This window comes from Alcaligenes sp. SDU_A2, assembly GCF_038237375.1.
GTDB lineage: Bacteria > Pseudomonadota > Gammaproteobacteria > Burkholderiales > Burkholderiaceae_B > Alcaligenes.
The window spans coordinates 3,622,709-3,644,354 of sequence record NZ_CP151273.1 but is presented as its reverse complement, the minus strand read 5'-3'; the positions used below and the strand labels follow the sequence as shown (position 1 = coordinate 3,644,354).

Genomic DNA, 21,646 nt, shown 5'->3' with positions numbered 1-21,646 from the left:
TTGCATGGCCGTCAGCCCCTGGCGTTTGGGCAGGGGCTGATCAGGGCTATGTAGATGGGCCGGGGCATCTGGCACGCAGCGCACTTGGCTCAGGCATGCGCCGGCGCGACGCTGGGCTTTTTATTTGCTAGCTACTGGCAGACGGATGGCTATCGACCAGGCGCGCTTGAAGCACCGATTGCAGGTCTTGGTGATAGGCTGGTAAGCGTGCCAGCAGAGTCTTGTGTTGCCCGGACCATGCCAGATTTTGTTCTGGCGTGCGCGTCGGTGCAGGCGACCAGGCGGAGTCCGGGAAAAATGGATCGTCGCGCCAGCGCGGAATCAGGTGCCAGTGCAGATGCGGCACTTGGTTGCCGAATTGGGCCAGATTGACTTTGATGGGCTGCAGATGCGCGCGCAGGGCCTCTTCGACAATATAGACGGCATCCATCAGATGCTGGCGCTGCGTGGGGGATAGGTCCGTCATTTCGGCACTATGTTCGTGCCAGATGACACGCGTATAGCCTGGAAACGGGCTGTCGGCGACATTAAGTACGTGCAGCCCTGCGCCCGACCATAGCAACTGGTCGGGCTCTAACGCGCAAAGGGGGCATGCGGCCTGCTTCATGCAGGCTGGCCGAAGAACAGATTTTGCAAGGCCACGCCGGGGTCGGGTTCGCGCATGAAGGCCTCGCCCACCAGAAAGGCCTGCACATCGTGTTCACGCATCACGGCAACATCCTCGATGGTGTGGATGCCGCTTTCGGTGACCACGCGTTTACCGGCAGGAATGAACGGCAGCAGATCCAGCGTGGTGCGCGTGCTGGTCTCGAAGCTGCGCAGATTGCGGTTATTGATGCCCAGCAGGCCGGTCTGCAATTCCAGTGCCGTATCCAGTTCGGCCCTATCGTGTACTTCGACCAGCACATCCATGCCCAGTTCGTGGGCGATGGTCTCGTATTCTTTGAGCTGCTGGGGGCTGAGGGCCGCCACGATCAATAAGATGCAGTCTGCGCCCAACGCTCGCGCATGGATGATCTGGTAAGGATCAATAATGAAGTCCTTGCGCAGTACCGGCAAGGCGCAGGCGGCGCGCGCCTGGCGCAGGTGGTCGTAGGCCCCCTGAAAGTATTTGACGTCCGTGAGCACGGACAGGCAGGCGGCACCGTGCGCGGCGTAGCTGGATGCGATCTCGGTCGGGTTAAAGTCGCTGCGGATCACCCCTTTGGATGGCGAGGCCTTTTTGACCTCCGCGATGATGGCGGGCTTGCCCTGGGCGATCTTGTCTTCGATGGCGCTGGCAAAGCCGCGCAGGTCGTTCCGGTTCTTCGCTTCGCGCAGCAGATCCGATTCGCTGCGCAACTGGCGGGCGGTGGCGACTTCTGATTTCTTGGTGTCCAGAATTTTGGCCAGAATGTCGTTCATGCGTTTAACTTCCTTGTATAGGCGCAGAATTGTTCGAGTTTTTCTCGGGCTGCGCCGCTGGCGATGGTCTCGAAGGCCATTTTCAGGCCGCTTTCGATGGAGTCTGCCCGGTTGGCCGCGTAAATGGCCAGTCCGGCGTTCAGGGCAACGATATCACGAGCCGTTCCCTCTTGGTTATTCAGGGCTTCCATGATGAGAGCGGCCGATTCTTCCCGGCTGTTCACGCGGATGCTGCGGTTCGAGGTCATGGACATGCCGAAATCTTCGGGGTGAATTTCGTATTCCCGTACCTGGCCGTCTTTGAGCTCGCCGACCAGCGTGGCGGCACCTAGCGAGGCCTCGTCCATGCCGTCTTTGCCGTGCACGATCAGGACATGCTTGGCTCCCAGTCGCTGCATGACGCGCACCTGGATGCCCACCAGGTCGGCGTGAAACACGCCCATTAACTGGTTGCCGGCACTGGCCGGATTGGTCAATGGCCCCAGAATGTTAAAGATGGTGCGCACGCCCAGCTCTTTGCGCACGGCGGCCACGTTTTTCATGGCACCGTGGTGGGCGGGGGCGAACATGAAGCCGATATTGGTTTCTTCGATGCTGGCGGCCACTTGCTCGGGCGAAAAAACCAGGCTGGCTCCCAGGGCTTCGAGCACATCGGCGCTGCCTGACGAGGACGAGGCGCTGCGGTTGCCGTGCTTGGCCACTTTGATGCCGGCGGCGGCGGCCACAAACATGGCGGCGGTCGATATATTGAAGGTGTTGGAGCCGTCGCCGCCGGTACCGCACATGTCCAGCAATTCGCTGGGGTCTGGTGTGATGACGGGGGTGGCGAATTCGCGCATGACTTGGGCGGCCGCGGTAATTTCCCCCACGCTTTCTTTCTTGACCCGCAGGCCCATCAGCAAGGCGGCGGCGATCTGTGGCGACATTTCCCCGCGCATCAGCAGACGCATCAGGTGCAGCATTTCGTCGTGGAAGATTTCGCGGTGTTCGATGCAGCGTACCAGTGCTTCGGTAGGAGTGATGGTATTCATGGTGGTCAAAGATCCAGAAAGTTCTTGAGCAGGGCATGGCCGTGCTCGCTCAGCACGGATTCGGGATGGAACTGCACGCCGTAGATGGGCAGTTCGCGGTGGCGTACCCCCATGATTTCGCCATCCTCGGTGTGTGCGGTCACTTCCAGGCAGTCGGGCAGGCTGGCCCGCTCGATCGCCAGTGAATGGTAGCGCGTGACGTTAAAGGGCGAGGGCAGGCCCTGGAACAAATCGGTGCCTTGGTGGCTGATGGCCGAGACTTTGCCGTGCATGATTTCCTGGGCGCGGACAATGCGCCCGCCAAACGCATGGCCGATGGCCTGATGCCCAAGGCAGACGCCAAAAATCGGCTTCTTGCCGGCAAAGTGCTGGATCAGCGCCACGGACAAACCAGCCTCGGCGGGCGATTTAGGGCCGGGCGAGATGCAGATGCGTGCCGGGTTCAGGGCATCGATTTCGTCCAGGGTGACCTGATCGTTGCGCCGCACCACGACTTCCTGGCCCAACTCGCCAAAATATTGAACCAGGTTGTAGGTGAATGAATCGTAGTTGTCGAGCATGAACAGCATGAGAGGGTACTCCGACAGAAAAGGGTTGCGATCAGGGCTTAGATGGGCTCGTCCAGGCCGAACTGCACCTGTTCGGCGGCGCGCAGAACGGCGCGTGCCTTGGCTTCGGTTTCCTGCCATTCTTTTTCGGGGTCGGAGTCGGCCACGATGCCGGCCGCCGCTTGCACATACAGCATGCCGTCTTTGATGACGCCGGTGCGGATGGCAATGGCCAGGTCCATCTGCCCCGAGTAGCTCAGGTAGCCGGCGGCACCGCCGTAGATACCGCGCCGCACCGGTTCAAGTTCGTCGATCAGTTCCATGGCGCGCACCTTGGGCGCGCCCGTCAGGGTGCCGGCCGGGAAGGAGGCGCGCAGCACGTCCATCTGGCTCATGCCGTCCTGCAGTTCGCCGCAGACATTCGAGACCAGGTGCTGCACATGCGAATAGCGTTCGATGGTCATGGTGTCGGTGACCTGCACGGTGCCGGTCTTGGCGATGCGGCCTATGTCGTTGCGGGCCAGATCGATCAGCATGACGTGCTCGGCGCGTTCTTTGGGGTCGGCCTGCAGTTCGGCGGCCAGGGCTGCATCGGCTTCGGGGGTGGCACCGCGCTTGCGGGTGCCGGCCAGGGGGCGAATAGTGACACGTTCGCTGTGGCGGCCATGTTCTATGTGTTCTTCCTGACGCACCAGGATTTCGGGGGACGCGCCCACGACCTGGAAGTCGTCAAAATTCCAGAAGTACATGTAGGGGGAGGGGTTGAGCGAACGCAGGGCGCGGTACAGCGAGAGCGGCGAGTCGCGGAAAGGCTTGGTGATGACCTGGCCGATCTGCACTTGCATCACGTCGCCGGCGGCGATGTATTCCTTGGCACGGTTTACGGCTTCCAGGTAGTCTTTTTTGTCGAAGTCGCGCTCGCATTCGGTCTGCATGCTGGCGTAGGCGTAGGGAATGACTACCGGTGTGCGCAGTTTTTCGCGCAGATCTTTCAGGCGGCGTTTGGCCTGTACGTAGGCTTCGGGCTGAGTGGGGTCGGCGTAGACCAGCAGGTAGGTGCGGCCGGCCAGATTGTCCACGATGACCAGTTCGTCGACCTGCAGCAGCATGATGTCGGGCACGCCGTTTTCCTGGCCTGCCGGGAAAGGCTTGGGGCTGTCGCCCAGCGACGGTTCCATATGGCGCACGGTGTCGTAGCCGAAGTAGCCGGCCAGCCCGCCGGCAAAGCGTGGCAGGCCCGGACGCAGGGCGACTTTGAAGCGTGCCTGGAACTGTTCGATAAATTGCAGCGGATCGCCGTCTGCCTTTTCGACGATCTTGCCGTTCTTCAGCACTTCGGTATGGCGGCCGTGGCTGCGGATGACGGTCTTGGCGGGCAGGCCGATGAAGGAGTAACGGCCGAATTTTTCGCCGCCCACCACTGACTCCATCAGGCAGCTGTAGCGTCCACCTTCCGGCGAATTGTGCGCCAGCTTCAGGTAGATCGAGAGGGGGGTGTCCAGGTCAGCATAGGTTTCCGCGATCAGCGGGATGCGGTTGAAGCCTTCGGCGGCCAGGGCATTGAATTCTATTTCTGTCATGGGGGTCTCGATAGGTCAGTGGGTACGGCAGACCGGACAGAAACAAAAAAAGCCCGGTCGTTATGATTACCGGGCTTTTTTTCCTGGAGGGGGTCCGCTGGTACTACTGTATTGTTGCGGCCGCCAGACTTCAGGGTGCATGTCTACCCGATACACGAACGCCACCAGCGCCAATAAGCGCCGTAGGTAGTGTGAACGTTCAGGGAAGTAGACATGAGCAATATTACGTTGTTGCAGTATTGTTATTGGCTTGGCGCACCCAGCGGGCCGCGCAAGCGATGGAATCAACTATACCATCGGATTCCAGGCTTTGCACGTCCTGCCCTTCGTTGTAGCCGTAAGGCACCAGCAGAACCGGGATGCGCGCCGCGCGTGCCGCCTGTGCGTCGTTCAGGGAATCGCCCACCACCAGGGTTTGCGATGGGTCCGTGCCCAGTTGTTCGCAGGCGTGCAAGAAAGGCAGGGGGTCTGGTTTTTTGCGCGCGCAGGTATCGCCGCCTACCAGCAGTTCGAAATAGGCGTCCAGGCCGGTATGCTCCAGCAGGGGGCGGGCAAAGCGTTCGGGCTTGTTGGTGACGACGGCCAACCGCAGGCCCTGTTGCTGGAAGTCTTGCAGACCTTCGAGCACGCCGGGGTACAGGCGGCTGTGTTGACCATTGCACAGACTGTAGTGATGGTGGAACAAATCCAGTGCCTGGGCTATATCTGCTGCGGTTTTGGATGTGTCGGACAGGGCGCGGCGAACCAGATTTTCCGTTCCTTTTCCGACCAGCGTAGTAACGTGTTCCTGGGGCAGGGCGGACAGACCCAGATCGGCACGCATGGCGTTGCAGGCCAGGGCCAGATCGGGAATGGTGTCCAGCAAGGTGCCGTCCAGGTCAAAAAGCACAGAGAAAAATTTCATCATTTTGTAGCGAGCTTGTGACAAAATATTGTCATACCCTTGCTAATGTCTAAGTTTAAATATTTTTCAGGACTTTAGGATTTGATTCAGATTAACTGATTTCGATATGAATGCTAGGTTTGCCTGAGTTTATCCGTTAAAGTGAGTGCGCCGCATTTGGTTACATATTTGGCTTTCGGTTGTTCGTTTAGAAACACCGTTGGAGCGGAAGTATGATGCTCGACACATTTCACCAGATTCTCAAAGAAAAACAAGTCACCCCCGTATTTCAGCCTCTTGTCGACCTGCGGTCGGGTTTCATCCTGGGCTACGAGGGCTTGATCCGGGGACCGGAGCAAACCAGTTTCTATTCGCCCCTGGCCTTGTTCGATGCCGCCCGTCAGTGCGGACGCGTTTGGGATCTGGAGGAGTTATGTTGCCACGAGTTGATTGCCAGCTTCAGGCGGCAGGGTCTGGCCGGTAAGTTGTTCCTGAACTCCAGCCCGGACATGATGATGCGTATGCTGGGGTTGGCGCGGCGCGATTGCCGGGCAGGGTTGCCGCAACTGGCCGGCATGGACTGGAGCCGTTTGGTGGTGGAGCTGACCGAGTCCGAACGTACCGACAGCTACTACCATCTGCACCAGGCGACCGAAATGTATCGTCAGGAAGGCCTGCAGTTTGCCATTGATGATCTGGGCGAGGGCTATGCGTCTTTACGTTTGTGGTCAGAGCTGCGCCCCGAGTATGTCAAGATCGACAAGTACTTTGTGCGCGATATCGATACGGACATGCTCAAGCAGCAATTAGTGCGTTCGATCTGCGATATTGCCAATCATGCCCAGTCCACGGTGATTGCCGAAGGCATAGAGACCGAGGCGGAGCTGCGTACCTTGCGTTACCTGGGTGTGGCTTGTGGGCAAGGTTATTTATTGTCCCGCCCGCAGCCCGTGCCGCCTGCGCGGCTGGAGCCGGGCTTGGCCGTTTTGTTCGGGCCATCTGCAGGTCATTCACGCCCCCTGTCTCAGGAGCGCCATGCCATGAGCGTGCGCCGCTTGCTGCGCAGCGCACCGGCCGTGGCGGACAATACTCCGACCAACCGGGTCTACGACTTGTTCCAGAGTCATCCGGATCTGAGTGCCATTGCACTGTTGTGCGATGGTCGTCCGACCGGAATTTTGCGTCGCAGTCAGTTGTATGATCAGTTGGCCCGTCCGTATCACCGCGAACTGTACGGCAACAAGCCTTGCTCCATGTTTATCGAGACATCCCCCTTGATTGTGGACAGCGACACCAGTTTGTTGGAGCTGGGCGCTTTGATGTCGCAGGGGGCGGACGATACGCTTAGCGATGGTTTTATTATTACTTCCGAAGGGGAGTACATGGGCTTGGGTTCCAGCGTGGAGCTGATGCGCGAAATTACCCAGATCCAGATTACGACGGCGCGGTATGCCAATCCCCTGACGCAGCTACCTGGCAATGTGCCGATCAACGAGCATATCGACGCCTTGCTGCGTAATCGTACGAGCTTTGCCGTTTGCTATGCCGACCTGGATCATTTCAAGCCGTACAACGATTTGTACGGCTATCGCAAGGGCGACGATCTGTTGCGCGCCATGGCCGAATTGTTTACGCGCCATGCTGTACGCGATGCGGATTTTGTCGGGCATGTGGGCGGGGATGATTTTATCTTGGTCTTTACGAGCCCCGACTGGGCACGGCGTTGCCAGATGATTCTGGACGAGCTGGCCTGCGAGCTTGAGCCGCTTTACCTGAGCGAGCACTTGCAGGCCGGCGGGTATTTGGCCGAAAACCGACAGGGCGTGCCGGTTTTTCATCCACTGGTCAGCCTGTCGCTGGGGGTGGTGCTGGTCGACAGGCCCGAACAGTATTCCGGCTCTTTGATTGCGGAGTTGGCGACATCGGCCAAGGCGCAGGCCAAAAAAATACAGGGCAATGCGCTGTTTGTGGAGCGGCGTCATCCGGAGACGCCGGTGCGTCAGGCCCAGTTCGGTCGTGAAATTGTGTTGCAGTAGCCGTTGCCCCGCTGGGTTGGCGGGGCCGACGTTATTTAGGCTTGTTCGGCCAGGGCGATCTGGGCGCGCAACTCGCCGATGACCTGGGCGTAGTCGGGCTTACCAAAAATAGCCGAACCGGCCACGAAGGTGTCGGCACCGGCCGCGCGGATTTCCCGGATATTGTCTACTTTTACCCCGCCGTCGATCTCCAGCAAAATGGGCTGGCCGCCTTGCGCCGTCCAGGCATCGATGCGCGCGCGCGCCTGACGCAGCTTGTTCAGCGTGGCGGGAATGAAGCTCTGGCCGCCGAAACCAGGGTTGACGGACATCAGCAGCACGATGTCCAGCTTGTCCATGACGTAGTCCATCCATTGCAGCGAGGTGGCCGGATTAAAGACCAGGCCGGCCTTACAGCCGTGGTCGCGGATCAGCGACAGCGTGCGATCCACGTGATGCGATGCTTCCGGGTGGAAGGTGATGACGTCGGCCCCGGCTTTGGCAAAGGCGGGGATCAGGGCGTCCACAGGCTCGACCATCAGGTGTACGTCGATGGGGGCGCTGGTGTGTGGCCGCAGCGCTTCGCAGATCATGGGGCCGAAGGTCAGGTTAGGGACGAAATGGTTGTCCATGACATCGAAGTGAACCCAGTCGGCACCGGCGGCGACGACATTGCGCACTTCTTCGCCCAAGCGGGCGAAATCGGCAGACAGGATGCTGGGGGCGATACGTGTGGAGCTGGCTTGGGACATAATAGAAGTGGTAAAGATTAGACAACACGTAAACCGTGTGCGTATGTCATTATTGCAGTTTCAAGCGGGATCGTCTGTAGCGGTCCGCATCTGTACAGTCGTAAATTGGAAACCATCATGAAGCCTGACGATATTGAGGTGCGCGTGACGCCCCAGTACCTGCCTGAGCAATCCGAACCGGACAGCAAACAATATGTGTTTGCGTACACCGTGCGGATCACCAACCACGGGCAGCAGTCGGCGCAGATCATCAGTCGTCACTGGATCATTACGGATGACAATCAGCAGGTCCAGGAAGTGCGTGGACTGGGCGTGGTGGGGCAGCAGCCTGTTCTGGCCCCGGGCGAGTCGTTTGAATACACCAGCGGTTGTCCTTTGACGACACCGGTCGGCACCATGCGCGGCAGCTATCAGTGCGTGGGCGAGAATGGCGTGCCTTTCGAAGTACCCATCCAGGAATTTGTGCTGGCCTCTCCCCGTACCCTGCATTAAGGTTTGAGTTCATCCATGAAGCTTATTTATTGCTTGCCGCTCGTCTTGCTGGCTCTGAGCGCCTGTTCGACTGCGCCTGTCGATCAGACCGGCACCTCTTCCGAGCCGCCGGCCGATGCCGGCGACATTGCCCTGCAGCCGTTGCGCGTGCCCGCCCTGACAGCGTTGCCGGAAACTCCGGCGCGCGCCTTGGCCGGCAAATATCAGGCGGTTAACTGGGGGGCTCTGCCGGGCTGGCAGGCCGACTCGCTGGACCATGTGTGGAAGGGGTTCATCAATAATTGCAAAGGTCTGATGCGGCCAGTCAGCGGTTCGCTGGCCATGCCGGCGCGGGCCAACCCGCGCGCCTGGCAGCCGGTCTGCCAGGCGGCGGCCTCTGCCGGGCTGGACGCCGATAGTCGCGATACGGCCGCCATCCGTCAGTTTCTGCAGGAACAATTGCAGCCTTGGCGCTTGCTGACCGGCGATGGGCAGATTGCGCAAAATACCGTCACGGGCTATTACGAACCACTGCTGCAAGCGTCGCGCTCGCGCAGCGGCCAGTATCAGTGGCCGCTATTTGCTGCACCGCAAGACCTGCTGACCATAGACTTGGGCAGCCTGTATCCCGAATTGGCCGGCAAACGGATACGCGGCAAGCAGGTGGGCAAGCGCGTGGTGCCCTACGATACTCGCGAACAAATCGTCGCCAATGCAGACCGCCAGCCGCCTGTGATTGTCTATGCGCAGGACCCTGTAGAGGGCTTCTTTTTGCAGATCCAGGGCTCAGGGCGCGCCGTTCTTCCCGATGGCAGCGCCGTGCGTCTGGCCTATGCGGATCATAATGGCAGGCCCTATGCGTCGGTGGGGCAGTGGCTGGCCAAGCAGGGCGAGATGCCGCTGGCGCAGACCTCCATGCAGAACATCAAGGCCTGGGCGCAGCGTAATCCGCATCGCGTCCAGGAAATGATGAATGTAAACACGGCCATGGTGTTTTTCAGGGAAGAGCGCATCGTGGACCCGGAGCTTGGGCCTAAGGGGGCCTATGGCATCCCCCTGATCGGTGAACGCGCGGTAGCCATCGATCCCACTTACGTGCCGTTGGGCACGCCGGTATTTTTGTCCACCACGTATCCGGGTTCGGGCCAGCCATTGCGGCGTTTGGTATTTGCGCAGGATACCGGCGCGGCCATCAAGGGCGCTGCCCGTACTGACTTTTACTGGGGTACGGGCGATCAGGCCGGCGCGCAGGCTGGGCGCATGAAGCAAAAGGGCGAGATGTGGCTGCTGTGGCCACGCAATGCAGGAGTGCCGAGCGCGCGATGAAGAACGAACGAATTGTAGTGTGCGGTGGGGGGCTGGCCGGTATGGCGGCGGCGTTGGGCTTGCGCAAAGCCGGCCTGGAGGTCAGCATCCTGGCACCGGCCTATACGGCTATGGCCTTGCAGCCCGGGCAGTACCATCCGCGTGTCTATGCTTTGTCCGGTGCCAGTCAGCGCTTTTTGGCTCATCTAGGTGTCTGGAATCTGATGCAGGCCGAACGCATTACACCGGTCCAGGCCATGGAGGTTCATGGTGATGGCGGTGGCTGCGTTACCTTGAATGCCTGGCAGGACGCCCAGGATTGCCTGGCCTGGATTCTGGAGTCCGGGCAGATGGAGCAGGCGTTGCGCCAGGCCTTGCAGGTGTTTGGCGTGCCCTGGATCGAGGATCGCTTCGAGCGGCTGGAGCCCGGTCTTGTCATCACGGCCGGGCAGCAGCGCTTGCAGGCCGACCTGATTGTGGGTGCGGATGGCGCGCGCTCTGCCTTGCGCGCCGCTGCCGGCATCGAGCATCAGGGCCGCGAATATGGCGATCTGGGATTGGTGGCGCACCTGAATGCCGAGCGGGCGCATCAGCATACGGCTTTGCAGTGGTTTACCGGCGACTCCATTCTGGCGCTGTTGCCCATGCCGGATGTGGATGGCAAGCCGCAGGTGTCTATGGTCTGGTCGCTCGGCCAGGCCCAGGCCGAGCGTGTGCTGGCCTTGCAGGGACAGGCGCAGGCGCATTACCTGCAGTCCAGTCTGCGCGCCTTGACGGGCGGGCGCTTGGGCGATGTGTCGCTGCGTAGCGCAGTACACGGTTTTCCGCTGACCTTCGAGCGCAGCGGCATGGTCGCGCCGGGTGTGGCGCTTGTGGGCGATGCCGCGCATCGCGTTCATCCGCTGGCCGGGCAGGGACTGAATCTGGGCCTGGGCGATATCGAAGAGCTGGTCAAGACCGTGTCCTTGCGTGGGCCGCATTGCTCGGTGGGGGACATCCGTATGCTTAATCGCTACAAGCGCGCACGTGCCGAGCCAATTGCCGCGATGCGTGCAGCCACCGATGGCCTGTATCGCTTGTTTGCGGCGTCTGGGGCACCCGCCTCGCTGGTGCGCAATGCGGGCATGCAGCTGGTAGATCGCCTGCCGTGGGTGAAGCGGCGTATCATTGCGCATGCGGCGGGGGTTGCGCCTGGCTCCCTGTTGTTTTGATTACGTTGGGTGCCGGGCGGTTACGCAAAGGAAGTTGTTCCATGTTTAAGCAAGTTCGAACTGTATTGGCCGCTGTGCTGGTTTCGGCCGCAGGCCTGGTCCAGGCAGCCGATGCGCCGGGGGCATTTGATGCAACCCGTAAGGCGTTCGAGGCCGCTTTCCCAGGCGTACAGGTGGATGCCATTCGTGCTACGCCCTATCCCAATCTGCTGGAAGTGCAAGTCAGCGGCACCTTGCTTTACACCGACGCGCAGGCCAGCTTTGTGTTGCAGGGCGCATTGCTGGACAGCAAGACCCGCGTTGACCTGACCGAGCAGCGCATGCAGGAACTGAACAAGATTTCGCTCGACTCCTTGCCGCTGGACAAGGCCATTAAACTGGTCAAGGGCGATGGCAGCCGCAGCCTGGTCGTGTTTGAGGACCCGAACTGTGGTTATTGCAAGCGTTTGCACACCACCCTTAAAGAGATCGACAACGTCACGGTATACAGCATGATGTTCCCCATTCTGGGGCCGGACAGCCGCCGTAAGGCGGAAGATATCTGGTGCGCCAAAGATCCCGCCCAGACCTTGACCGCCTGGATGGGCAAGGGGGAGCGTCCGCAGAAAGCCTCCTGCGATCATCCGCTGGATCAATTGTTGGCCGTAGGCCAGCAGTTGCGCATTCAGGGCACGCCCGCCATTTATTTTGCCGATGGCACGCGCGCCGATGGTTGGTTGCCTGCGGCCCAGTTGCAGGCCCGCCTGGAGGCCGCCGCCGCAAAGTAAATATTCTTTACGAACGCTCCATTTGTGGCAACCCGCCGTTCGGCGGGTTTTTTTGTGCTTAAATGCTATGAAAACTATAAGTGTTTTTATAGGGCTATTGTTAAAATAATCGCGTTTGAATCAAGCTGTCTCTGTGCTGCTATTTTTGTCTAGTTAAATGATTTAAAAGAAAAATAATTTCAAAAGACACAGTTTGACGATTTTTGACTTTTTGCTTCGGTTTGTTGAAGTGATAATCGGAACTGTCTGTATAAAAACAGTGGCCCGTCACGGTCTGTGACGAGCGCGACGTATTCTGTATTTGGAATAGTAGGTGCCTATGGAACATGCACACTGTGTGCTGGTTGTCTTGGAAGACGGTGAAAGTCTGCAATTTTGGCAGGAGCAGCTGGCGGTCTTCGGTGCCAAGACAACCGTGCTAAGGTCGCTGGACCACGTGGCGCAGGTTTGCCACGGTGCGCAGGCGGACCTTCTCCTTTTTCCGGTCGATGTAGGCTATGTCCCGCTGATGGTTGCCAAATTGCGCAACGATTTCGCCCATCTGGGCATTGTGGCCTTGCATCGCGACTTAAATCCCAGCCTGCGCGTGCAGCTCTTGCTGACGGGGGCGGATGCGTGCATGCCGGTTGATATTGATGTGCCTGAATTGATGGCCTGGTGCCATGCGGTGCGGCGTCGTTTCCTGCATGCCGATGGCACGCCAATTGCGCAGCAAAGCGACGAGCAAGGGCTGTCCGAGCAGGATGAGTGGATTTTGCGCGACAAAGGATGGACTCTGGTGTCGCCTGACGATGTCAGTTTGGAGCTGACGCACAGCGAACGCCAATTAATGGATGCGTTTGTGCGCCACGCCGACGCCCGCTTCAGCCGCGAAGACTTGATGCGCGATAAGGGCATTGCCGCGGGTGATAGCCGCGCCGTGGACTCCCTGATCAGTCGCCTGCGCCGCAAGGCGGCTCAGGCCGGGGTAACCCTGCCTATCAAGTCTGTGCATGGATGGGGTTATACCTTTACAGGACGGCTGGTCGCGCAATTAGAGCCGCACGAACACGATGTAATGGACTTTCAGCCTTTTCGCGAAGAGCCGGTTCTGGAGCAGGCGATGTCGGCCGAGTTGCTGCGGGCCGTGCAATCGCTGGATGTACAGGACCCGCGCACGGTGCAGTCGCTCTCGTTCAATTATCAGCTGCGGGTTGCGGCAGGTTCCGGACAGTACAGCGGGGTGGACGCCCAGGTGTTCTGGACTGCGCCGGGTGGTCAGCGCCTGGGGGCGGATCGCGTCTTGCAGCACATGAGTGATCCAGACCGCCGGCGGGCTTTGTGCGAATGGATGACCCAGACGCTGATGAGCGACGTGCGTCGCTGGTGGCAGGAGTATTCATTGCGGGCCAGTCACATCGGCATCAAGCTGCCTGTGGAAATGCTGGAGTATTGCTACAAACATTTGCCCGAGCAGTTGCGTCGCCTGGAACTGGACCCGGCCAGTATCGAACTGGATGTGTTCAGCGACAATTTGCTGGATGATTTTCCCTACCTTGTGCAGCGTCTGGAGTATCTGCGCGTCAATGGGGTACAGGTCTGGCTGAGCAGTGTCGATATAGAAAATCATCACTTGAGCCGCTTGCGGGAATGGCCGATTCGCGGCATCAAACTCGAAGCCCAGGTCATCAAGCGGGCCTGCGCGGAGCCTACGTTCCGGGCCTTGCTGGAGACGGCCTGCCACTTGATCAATGAGCTGGGTCTGGAAGTGGTGGTCAAAGGTGTGGACACGCTGGAGCAGCGTGATCTGGCCCTTAATCTGGAATTGAATCATTACCAGGGGCAATTGACTTCCGAGCTGATGTCCGAGGATGGCTTCCTGTTGACCTTGGCCAGTAGCGAGCCGGTCTTTAGCCAAAATTATGATACCCAGCGACGCCTTTCCGAGGCCCGGCGCTGACGATTGTTCGCCCCCTGATTTTTGCCACTTGTAACAGCATTTAAATATTCGCATTTCACGCCGTTATCCAGTCAGTTTGTTGAGTCCTAGTCACAGGCCGGCCGTGTTTTCACGGTCGGCCTGTGTGTGCATAGGGCGGTTGATCTTTCGCATTTTCCTGTGCGGCCGGCTGCTAAGTCCTGGCGGGGCGCAACGGTGCATGCGGGGAACGATGCAGCCCGGGGCTTGGCTTTTTTCGCGCGGCGATGGGGTGTGTGATGCGTTTGAGCTTGAAACAGAAGTTGTGGTTGCCGCTGGCCTTGAGCCTGCTGGCGTTGCTGTCGGTCTTTGCGTTCGATAATTACCAGCTCTACCAGGCGCAATTGCAGGAGCGCAAGGATAGCTTGCAGCAGATTGTGACGATTGCGCGGCAGATTACCGGCGACTACGAAAAACTGGAGCGCGAAGGTGTGTTGAGCAAAGAGGCCGCTCAGCGTCAGGCTTTGCAGCGTGTCGCCAGCATCCGCTTTGGCACGGAGGGCTATATTTCCGTTCTGACCACCCAGGGCGTGTCCATCATGAATCCGACCCGTCCTGACCTGGAAGGCAAAGACATGAGTGATCTGGCCGATGTCAATGGCGTCAAGTCCTTCAAGGAGCTGGCGCGTATCGGAACCAATGGCGGCTCGGGTTTTCTGGAGTATGTCTGGCCCAAGTTAAGCGACCAGACGGTCGCGGCCAAGCTGGCCTATGGCGTGGGCATGCCCGAATGGGACTGGGTGCTGACCTCCGGCGTGTATATCGACGATATCCAGTCTGAATTTACCGACAATCTGTTGCTGTCAGTCGGGGTATTGGCCTTGCTTGTCATTGTGTTGAGCGTGGTGGCTGGCATTTTGGCGCGTCAGATTTACCAGGAGCTGGGGGCCGAGCCTGTGTTGCTGCGCGATGCCTCGCATGCGATTGCCGATGGCGATCTGCGCGTGTCGCACGATGTGCGGCATATTGTGCCCGGCAGCGTCATGGCGTCGATTGAACAAATGCGTACCCGTCTTGCAGAGGCATTGCGCACTATTCAACACAGCAGCGAAGTGATTGCTGACGATGCCGTGCAGTTAACCACCGGCAATCTGGAGCTATCCAGCCGCACGACCCAGCAGGCTGCGGCCTTGCAGGAGACGGCGTCGGCCATGGAAGAAATGACGGGCACCGTGCGCATGAGCGAAGACAATGCGCAGCGGGCGCAGGAGGTGTCTACCAAGGTGCAGCAGACGGCCCAGCACGGGGGGCAGATGGTTGGCGAACTGGTGGATCGCATGGGGGCGATCCGCGATACCAGCCAAAAAGTGGCCGACATTACCAATGTGATCGATTCCATCGCCTTCCAGACCAATATTCTGGCTTTGAATGCAGCGGTCGAAGCGGCGCGTGCCGGCGAACAAGGGCGGGGTTTTGCGGTCGTGGCGGGCGAAGTGCGCGCTTTGGCGCAGCGCACGACGTCGTCGGCGCGCGAAATCGCTCTGTTGGTCGAGGCCTCGTCCACCAGCACGCGCGAAGGCGTGGAGCTGATGGAGCAGGTGGGCCAGGTGATCGAGGAAATGGTGACGGGCAGCTCGCAGGTCATGACCATTGTTCACGAAATCGCCGCATCCACGCGCGAACAGACCATAGGCATCGAGCAGATCAATGTGGCCGTCAGCCAACTGGATTCGGCCACGCAGCAAAATGCGGATATGGTCGATCAGGTGGCCGGTACGTCCGGTGAGTTGCAAGAGCAGGTGCAGGAGTTGAACCGCTTGATCCAGACCTTCCGTTTGGCGTGAGCCGGCAAGGCTTAATTGATAGTGGTTCTCATTATGTTTGATCGTATACTGGCTGCTGGTTCATTGTTTTACCCAGGGTGTGTTGCCATTGCCTGTTGTCCCGGCCTTGCAGGTCGTGTTACGTAGCAGTGTGTCGATCCGCCCTGCCCGGGAGCTTGTATGTGGCGTATGCGTGCGGTGGTGGTGGGGTGGGCAGTATCGATGACGGGGATGGCCTGGGCGGCGGCGCTGCCTTCGGCCCAGGGGCAGATTCATCCACAGGAGCACCACGAACGCATACTGAGCTTGCAACAGGACGATTTTGTGCAGGGTCGCTGGCAACACAGCGGGCAGGCCGTTCTGGAGCTGTTGGGGCCGGACGGCCGGCATATTCGCCGGCTGTCCCAGGATACGGACGAGGCCGCACCATTCGGATTTATAGCTCGATCGGCCGGGGACTATCGGTTGCGGGTCGCGGGCCAGGGCAGCTATCAGTGGCAGTTGACCGCAATTAATGCGCCTGCCGCACCCGAGCAGGCCGAACCTTTGCAGGGCGATGTGATCCGGCAATGGGCCATGCGCCTGCGGGCCGGGGAGTCGTCAGCCGGATTTTGGGAGTATGTGTCGCGGGTGGGGTCGCCCTTGGTGGAACGCTACAGCGCAACCCACGACCGCGTGACCTTCGTGTGGAAGGGCGCGCAGGACAATGTGCGCATCCACGGCGGCCCGGCTTCGTATGACGACCGCATGCAGCGCCTGGGCGATTCGGATATCTGGTACATCACGTACGATTTGCCGCGCGATGCGCGCTTCAGCTATCGGATAGCGGCCGATGTGCCGCATGTAGCGCCGGCGGACCGGCGAGCCGCCTTGCGCGCGGCTTTGCAGCGCGACCCGTATAACCCGCAACTGCTGCCCGAGAACAGCCGGGACCTATTTCAAGGCGGATCGGTGCTGCGCTTGTCTCAGGCTCCGGTGCCGCTGGCGCAGGTCAGCTCCACCGACCAGCCGCAGGGAACGTGGCGGCAAGGGCGACTGCGCAGTCAGGCGCTGGGTAATGAGCGCGACATTCATATTTATCAGCCGCCGGGAGCCGAGCAGGCGCGTCATCTGTTGGTCTTGTTGGATGGTCGCGAATACCGTGAGCAGGCCAATGCCCCGGCCTTGATCGATACCTTGGTCCGGGAAGGACGGATTCCCCCTTTACGGGTGGTGTTGATCGACAACCCGGGCGCGGCGAGCCGCTCGCGCGAATTGCCGCCTAATCCAGCCTATACGCGTTTCTTGCAGTCTGAATTGATGCCTTGGCTGGCTGCGCAGGGCCTTGTCGCCGACGCCGCCAATACCGTTATCGCCGGTTCCAGCTACGGCGGTTTGGCGGCCTTGCATGCGGGCTGGCGTCTGCCGCACCATTTTGGCAATGTGTTGAGCCTGTCAGGTTCGTTCTGGTGGGGCCCGACGGGCGAACACGGCCAGTGGCTGACCCGACACCTGGCCGATGCGCCGGCGGCGGCGGTGAATATTTATATGACGGCGGGCATTTTCGAGACTTCTGGCTCCGGCCAAGGTGTCAGTCTGGTACAGGCCAACCGGCATTTGTACGATGTGTTGCGCGCCCGCGGCTATACGGTCCGTTATGACGAAGCAGCCACCGGCCACGATTACGTGGCCTGGCGCGATGCCTTGGCGGTGGGTCTGGTGCATCTGCTTGGTCCTGTGGCATCGGACCAGGCAGTGTCGAGCGGCCAGGCCGATCGTCTGTAACCGTTAGCCTTGATCCAGGGTTGCGCCGCCGTCTACCCGCAGATCGGACAGGGTGATGTGGCTGGCGCGGTCCGACAGCAAGAACAGCACGGCTTGAGCCACTTCGTCGGGAGTGGCGATTTTTTGCAGCGGAATGCCCAGGCGGTAGTGTTCACCCGAGCCGGCGATGACGGTTTCGCGCGAACTGCCTTGTTTCCACATGGCTTGTTGCATGGCCGTGTCCGTAGAGCCGGGCGAGACGATGTTCACCCGTATGCCGTATTCGGCCAGCTCCAGTCCCAGGCAGCGGCTAAGCTGGGTAACGGCCGCTTTGGAGGCGGCGTACGCACCCATGGCGATGCGCGGCGTGGCGGCAGAATTCGAGCTGACCGTGACAATCGCCCCTTGGCGGCGCTCCATCATTCCTTGGGCGACATGGCGGCACACATTGAATACTCCGGTGGTATTGACTGCAAAGACACGGTCCCATTGCTCGTTGCTTAATTCGGCAATGCGGCCCATTTGCAGCATGCCGGCTACACAGGCCAGGCGCTGGATGGCACCCAGCTTGGCCTGGCCTTGGTCCAGCGCCAGGTTGACGGCCTGCGCATTGCTGACGTCCACAAGGTGACAGGACAGGCGCTCTTGCGAGTCGGCGTCGCCCAGGCGCGTCAGACCTTCGGCATCCAGGTCCAGGGCGATGACGCGTGCGCCCTGCGCCAGCAGTTGGCGGGTGACGGCGGCCCCTATGCCACTGGCTGCGCCGGTAACGGCAATGCATTCGCCGGAAAATTCCAATTTGGTCTGGTTCATGGCTATGTCTTCTTTTTCAGGCCTGCAGGCTGTCCTGGATCTGGGCGCAGGTCAGGCTGACGCCGCAACGCTGCGCAACATGGCGCACGGCCATCTGGTGTTCCTGCAGCGAAAAATCGGCCACCCCGTCTATGGCCAGAAAGGGCTGTATGTCCTGCATGAAGGCTTCCAGCGCAGTGCTCATGCAGCCGATATGCGCGTAGACGCCGGTAATGATGAGCTGATCGCGGCCCAGGTCGGCCAGTTGCTGGCGCAGATCCGAGCGTTGAAACGCGCTGTAGCGCCATTTGGTCAGCATGAGGTCGTCCTGGCCGGGGGCCAGTTCGGGGATAACGGCTTGTTGTTCGTGCATGCTTGGATCGGTCAGCCCCGGGCCCCAGAAGTCGTTCAGCAGCGCACGGTCCCGAGCGGATTGTTCGACAGGCTGGGCGGTATAGAACACCGGAATGCCCAGTTTCTTGCACACGGCGCGCAGCGCGGCGATGCGTTCGATCAGTTGGGGGATGGGGGCCTGCGCCATATCGTACTTGCGCAGGAAATAGGCCTGCATGTCGTGGATCAGCAAGGCGGCGCGCGCGGCCTGGGGACGCCAGTTCACCTTGTTGTTTACGGGGGTGTCGGGCAGGTCGTAGCTGGGCAGGGCATGGATGGTCATGGCCAAGTCTCCGTCAAAGCGTGATGTCCTGGGCCAGCCCCAGGGAGTGAATCAGGGTCAGCAGTTTGTTGCCGGTTTCCTGGCGTTCGAGTTCGGGACGCGAACCTTCTACGATGCCTGCCCCTGCGGACAGGGTCAGGCGTTGTTGTGCATAGTGGGCGCAGCGTATGGCCACGGCCCATTCGCCGTTGCCCCGGCTATCGCTCCAGCCTATGGCACCGGCAAAGTAGCCGCGATCAAAGCATTCGGTGGCCTCGATGGCCTGCATGGCGGCGGCGGTCGGCTGGCCGCATACGGCCGGGGTGGGGTGCATGGCCAGGGCCAGCTCCAGTGAACTGATGTCGGGGTTGCGCAGGCGCGCGCGTACGCGGGTGGACAGGTGCCACAGATTCGCTGTGCTGGTCAGGCTGGGGCCGGGCGGCACGTCCAGTTCTTCGCAAAAATGCGACAGGATGCGGACCACATCGTCGATCACATAGGCGTGCTCGCGTCGGTCTTTGGCCGATGCCATGAGTGCTTCTGCGCTGGCCTGATCCAGACGCGGGTCGGCATGGCGCGGCGCAGTGCCGGCCAGCGGGTTGACCGTGACCCATTCGCCCTGGCGGCGTACCAGCAGCTCGGGGCTGGCTCCGAAGAAGGTCGACGGATCGTGTACGCTGCCTTCCGGCAGCGGCATGGCGTAGGTATAGCCGGCAGGGTTGCTGTGCAACATATTGCGCAATACCGTCAGACGGTCCAGAGGCTGATTCAGCGTGATGGACACGGTGCGCGCCATGACGGTTTTGTGGATGTTGCGCTCGCGCATGGTTGTCAGAATGCGGGCGACGCTGTCTTCGTAGCCTGGACCATCGGGCAGCAGGCTCTGCGCAAGCACCGTATTGGCAGAGCGGGCCAGAGGCGGACGCTGGACCGGACGGCGCAGGACCGGGTCGCGGCGGTAGCTGACCGGCACGCGCAGGTAGGCCGGGCGGGCCGGGTTAAACGGAATGACGCCCAGCAGCAAGGGTGCCTCCATGCCATTTTGTCTGGCCTGTTCGAGCAGGCGCTGTGCATGCGTCTGCAGTTGCCCTTGGGCGTTATCGGCGCGCAGCTCCAGTGCCGAGCCCTGCGCCAGCAGGCTCACGGTGGGCGAGGCGAACACAGTGCTGCCCGCTTCGTAGTGCTGCAGCCATTGTTCGATGGTGGCGGCGCGGACGTCGTTCTGGGTGCCGGTGGTCATGGGCGCTCCTTGCGGATCAAAGGGCAGGGCGGTTGGCCCCCGCAGGGGCCGTCGGGGTTTTACTTCAGGCTGATGCGGGTGATGCGGTCGGCGCTCGGGTCGTCCTTGCCCTTGGCCTTGTTCACCAGATAGGCATTGCCCTGACCATCCAGCGAAATGTGGTTGGGGAAGCTGCCGCCGTCCAGGTTGGCGACGATTTCACCCTTGCCGTTGACGGCGGTGACGGTACCTGCGCCGCGCGCGGCCACGTAGGCCAGTTCGGTCTTGGGGTCATACGTTACGTTCAGCGCGCCGGCACCAATCTGAACTTGGTGCAGCACTTTGCCGTCCTTGGCGTTGACGATCAGCAGGTTGTCGCTGCTTTGCGAGGCCACGTATACCCGCTCGTTCTTGCTGTCCACGGCGACGCCCGATGCGTTGCGCGCGCCCGGCAGGGCATAGATTGTTTGCGCATTGCCGTTTTTCAGATCGATGATGAGCAGCTCGTTGGTGCTGGCGCTGACGGTGTACAGGCGGCCCTGCTCAGCGTCCAGAGCCAGACTCATGGGGCTTAGGTAGTCGCGGGTATTGGTTTTGAGCTTGATGGGTTCCAGTGCCGTCAGTTTTTTGGTGTCGAATACCGACAGTTGCTCGGAACCGGGCGAGGACACGTAGGCACGCTGGGCTTTTTCGTCGATGACGACATCGCGTGCATGGCTGGCGGCACCGTCTTCAAACTGTTTCACCAGCTTCAGGTCTTTCTGGCTGTAGACAGCAATGGTGTCGCTGCGGGTATTGGTGACCCACACATTGCCCTGGGCATCGTCCACCCCCACGCCGTAGACGGCCTGAACCTGGCCGTCGTTACGGCTTTTCTGGGCGGCGGGCGTTACGCGGGCTTCGATGGCCAGAGTCTGGGGATTGACCTTGAGCAGTTGGGATTCTTTGACCGGCGGGCGGCCCACGGCGGAGGTGACGAACAGCGTTTTGTTCTTGGGGCTGTAGGCGCTTTGGTACAGACCGGGCACCAGTTTTTGGGACTGGAGCTCGAACTGATCCTGACCGCTCAGGGCGACCTTGGGGGATACTTTCAGCTCGAATACGGTGGCGGCAGACGGTTTGCTGACTTGCACGACCACCGGGTGCAGGCCGATGGCAGCCTGGGCGGGAATGGCGACTTTGGTGTTGATTTGTCCGTCTTTGTCGGCCACCAGGGCTTGGGCAGTCAGGGGGTTGCCGTTTTGCAGCAGGGTGACTTCTTGGCCGGGCGTAAAGCCACGGCCGGACAGCTCGGCTTCAGAACCGGCGTAGATGACGCCGGATGCATTGATACGGCCACCGAAATTGGGGTCGGGCTGATCGAACGAAGGCGCGGCAAATGCATTGGCCAGCGACAGCGACAGGATGGCGGCGCTCAGGCCGGCTTTGCGTAGCAGACTGGCAGGGGTGGTACGAATGCAATTGACATTGATTTGCATCATTTATCCTAGTGAAAATTTCGGATGACGTCTCGTTGTGGAGCGAGACGCCTGGCTACAGGCATAAAGCAG

At 60.4% G+C, this 21,646-nt stretch carries 19 protein-coding genes; 8 read left to right on the top strand and 11 right to left on the bottom strand.

What is annotated here, in order from left to right; genetic code table 11:
- Window positions 1–127 precede the first annotated feature (127 nt).
- From AADW57_RS16690 to AADW57_RS16665, 6 genes are all read right to left on the bottom strand, one after another.
- Window positions 128–607: an HIT family protein gene (locus tag AADW57_RS16690; RefSeq protein WP_341668009.1), complete on the bottom strand. Its 480-nt coding sequence runs from the start codon at window positions 605–607 to the stop codon at window positions 128–130.
- The gene (gene trpC, locus AADW57_RS16685) at window positions 604–1,404 is read right to left on the bottom strand and encodes an indole-3-glycerol phosphate synthase TrpC (protein WP_341668008.1); all 801 of its coding nucleotides are present in this window, start codon (window positions 1,402–1,404) and stop codon (window positions 604–606) included. The genes AADW57_RS16690 and trpC overlap by 4 nt, the downstream gene beginning before the upstream one ends.
- The gene (gene trpD / locus AADW57_RS16680) at window positions 1,401–2,435 is read right to left on the bottom strand and encodes an anthranilate phosphoribosyltransferase (RefSeq protein ID WP_341668007.1); all 1,035 of its coding nucleotides are present in this window, start codon (window positions 2,433–2,435) and stop codon (window positions 1,401–1,403) included. The genes trpC and trpD overlap by 4 nt, the downstream gene beginning before the upstream one ends.
- Window positions 2,436–2,440: 5 nt before the next feature.
- Window positions 2,441–3,004 carry an aminodeoxychorismate/anthranilate synthase component II gene (locus tag AADW57_RS16675; RefSeq protein ID WP_341668006.1) on the bottom strand — a complete coding sequence of 188 codons (564 nt, stop codon included), beginning with the start codon at window positions 3,002–3,004 and terminating at the stop codon, window positions 2,441–2,443.
- Between the two features lie 38 nt (window positions 3,005–3,042).
- On the bottom strand, window positions 3,043–4,563 hold the full coding sequence (gene trpE / locus AADW57_RS16670; RefSeq protein WP_341668005.1) for an anthranilate synthase component I: 1,521 nt from the start codon (window positions 4,561–4,563) through the stop codon (window positions 3,043–3,045).
- A 223-nt stretch (window positions 4,564–4,786) separates the two neighbouring features.
- Window positions 4,787–5,470 carry a phosphoglycolate phosphatase gene (locus AADW57_RS16665; RefSeq protein ID WP_341668004.1) on the bottom strand — a complete coding sequence of 228 codons (684 nt, stop codon included), beginning with the start codon at window positions 5,468–5,470 and terminating at the stop codon, window positions 4,787–4,789.
- Window positions 5,471–5,679: 209 nt separating this feature from the next.
- Here AADW57_RS16665 and AADW57_RS16660 point away from each other — a divergent pair, with 209 nt between their 5' ends.
- Window positions 5,680–7,482, top strand: coding sequence for a GGDEF domain-containing protein (locus AADW57_RS16660; RefSeq protein ID WP_341668003.1), 1,803 nt, complete (start codon window positions 5,680–5,682; stop codon window positions 7,480–7,482).
- Between the two features lie 35 nt (window positions 7,483–7,517).
- Here AADW57_RS16660 and rpe read toward each other — a convergent pair whose 3' ends face one another.
- The gene (gene rpe, locus AADW57_RS16655; RefSeq protein WP_341668002.1) at window positions 7,518–8,213 is read right to left on the bottom strand and encodes a ribulose-phosphate 3-epimerase; all 696 of its coding nucleotides are present in this window, start codon (window positions 8,211–8,213) and stop codon (window positions 7,518–7,520) included.
- Window positions 8,214–8,330: 117 nt separating this feature from the next.
- On the opposite strand from rpe, the gene apaG reads away from it, so the two are divergent.
- The 7 genes from apaG (at window position 8,331) to AADW57_RS16620 (ending at window position 17,451) form a co-directional block, all read left to right on the top strand.
- Window positions 8,331–8,705, top strand: coding sequence for a Co2+/Mg2+ efflux protein ApaG (gene apaG / locus AADW57_RS16650; protein WP_341668001.1), 375 nt, complete (start codon window positions 8,331–8,333; stop codon window positions 8,703–8,705).
- Window positions 8,706–8,720: 15 nt separating this feature from the next.
- A complete protein-coding gene (mltA, locus tag AADW57_RS16645) occupies window positions 8,721–10,010 on the top strand; it encodes a murein transglycosylase A (protein ID WP_341668000.1) in 1,290 nt (429 codons plus the stop codon).
- On the top strand, window positions 10,007–11,200 hold the full coding sequence (locus AADW57_RS16640) for an FAD-dependent monooxygenase (RefSeq protein ID WP_341667999.1): 1,194 nt from the start codon (window positions 10,007–10,009) through the stop codon (window positions 11,198–11,200). The genes mltA and AADW57_RS16640 overlap by 4 nt, the downstream gene beginning before the upstream one ends.
- A 41-nt stretch (window positions 11,201–11,241) precedes the next feature.
- On the top strand, window positions 11,242–11,967 hold the full coding sequence (locus AADW57_RS16635) for a DsbC family protein (RefSeq protein WP_341667998.1): 726 nt from the start codon (window positions 11,242–11,244) through the stop codon (window positions 11,965–11,967).
- Between the two features lie 319 nt (window positions 11,968–12,286).
- A complete protein-coding gene (locus tag AADW57_RS16630; RefSeq protein ID WP_341667997.1) occupies window positions 12,287–13,906 on the top strand; it encodes an EAL domain-containing protein in 1,620 nt (539 codons plus the stop codon).
- Window positions 13,907–14,163: 257 nt separating this feature from the next.
- Window positions 14,164–15,708: a methyl-accepting chemotaxis protein gene (locus AADW57_RS16625; protein WP_341667996.1), complete on the top strand. Its 1,545-nt coding sequence runs from the start codon at window positions 14,164–14,166 to the stop codon at window positions 15,706–15,708.
- Between the two features lie 159 nt (window positions 15,709–15,867).
- Window positions 15,868–17,451: an alpha/beta hydrolase-fold protein gene (locus AADW57_RS16620; protein ID WP_341667995.1), complete on the top strand. Its 1,584-nt coding sequence runs from the start codon at window positions 15,868–15,870 to the stop codon at window positions 17,449–17,451.
- Window positions 17,452–17,454: 3 nt separating this feature from the next.
- Here the strand turns inward: AADW57_RS16620 and dhbA are convergent, their stop codons facing one another.
- From dhbA to AADW57_RS16600, 4 genes are read right to left on the bottom strand one after another with little or no spacing between them, the layout of a single operon-like run.
- Window positions 17,455–18,243, bottom strand: coding sequence for a 2,3-dihydro-2,3-dihydroxybenzoate dehydrogenase (dhbA, locus tag AADW57_RS16615; protein WP_341667994.1), 789 nt, complete (start codon window positions 18,241–18,243; stop codon window positions 17,455–17,457).
- 16 nt (window positions 18,244–18,259) lie between these two features.
- Window positions 18,260–18,898, bottom strand: a complete 639-nt coding sequence (locus AADW57_RS16610; RefSeq protein ID WP_341667993.1) for an isochorismatase family protein — start codon at window positions 18,896–18,898, stop codon at window positions 18,260–18,262.
- Window positions 18,899–18,911: 13 nt separating this feature from the next.
- A complete protein-coding gene (locus AADW57_RS16605) occupies window positions 18,912–20,117 on the bottom strand; it encodes an isochorismate synthase (protein WP_341667992.1) in 1,206 nt (401 codons plus the stop codon).
- A 59-nt stretch (window positions 20,118–20,176) separates the two neighbouring features.
- Window positions 20,177–21,577, bottom strand: coding sequence for a glutaminyl-peptide cyclotransferase (locus AADW57_RS16600; RefSeq protein ID WP_341667991.1), 1,401 nt, complete (start codon window positions 21,575–21,577; stop codon window positions 20,177–20,179).
- Between the last annotated feature and the right edge of the window lie 69 nt (window positions 21,578–21,646).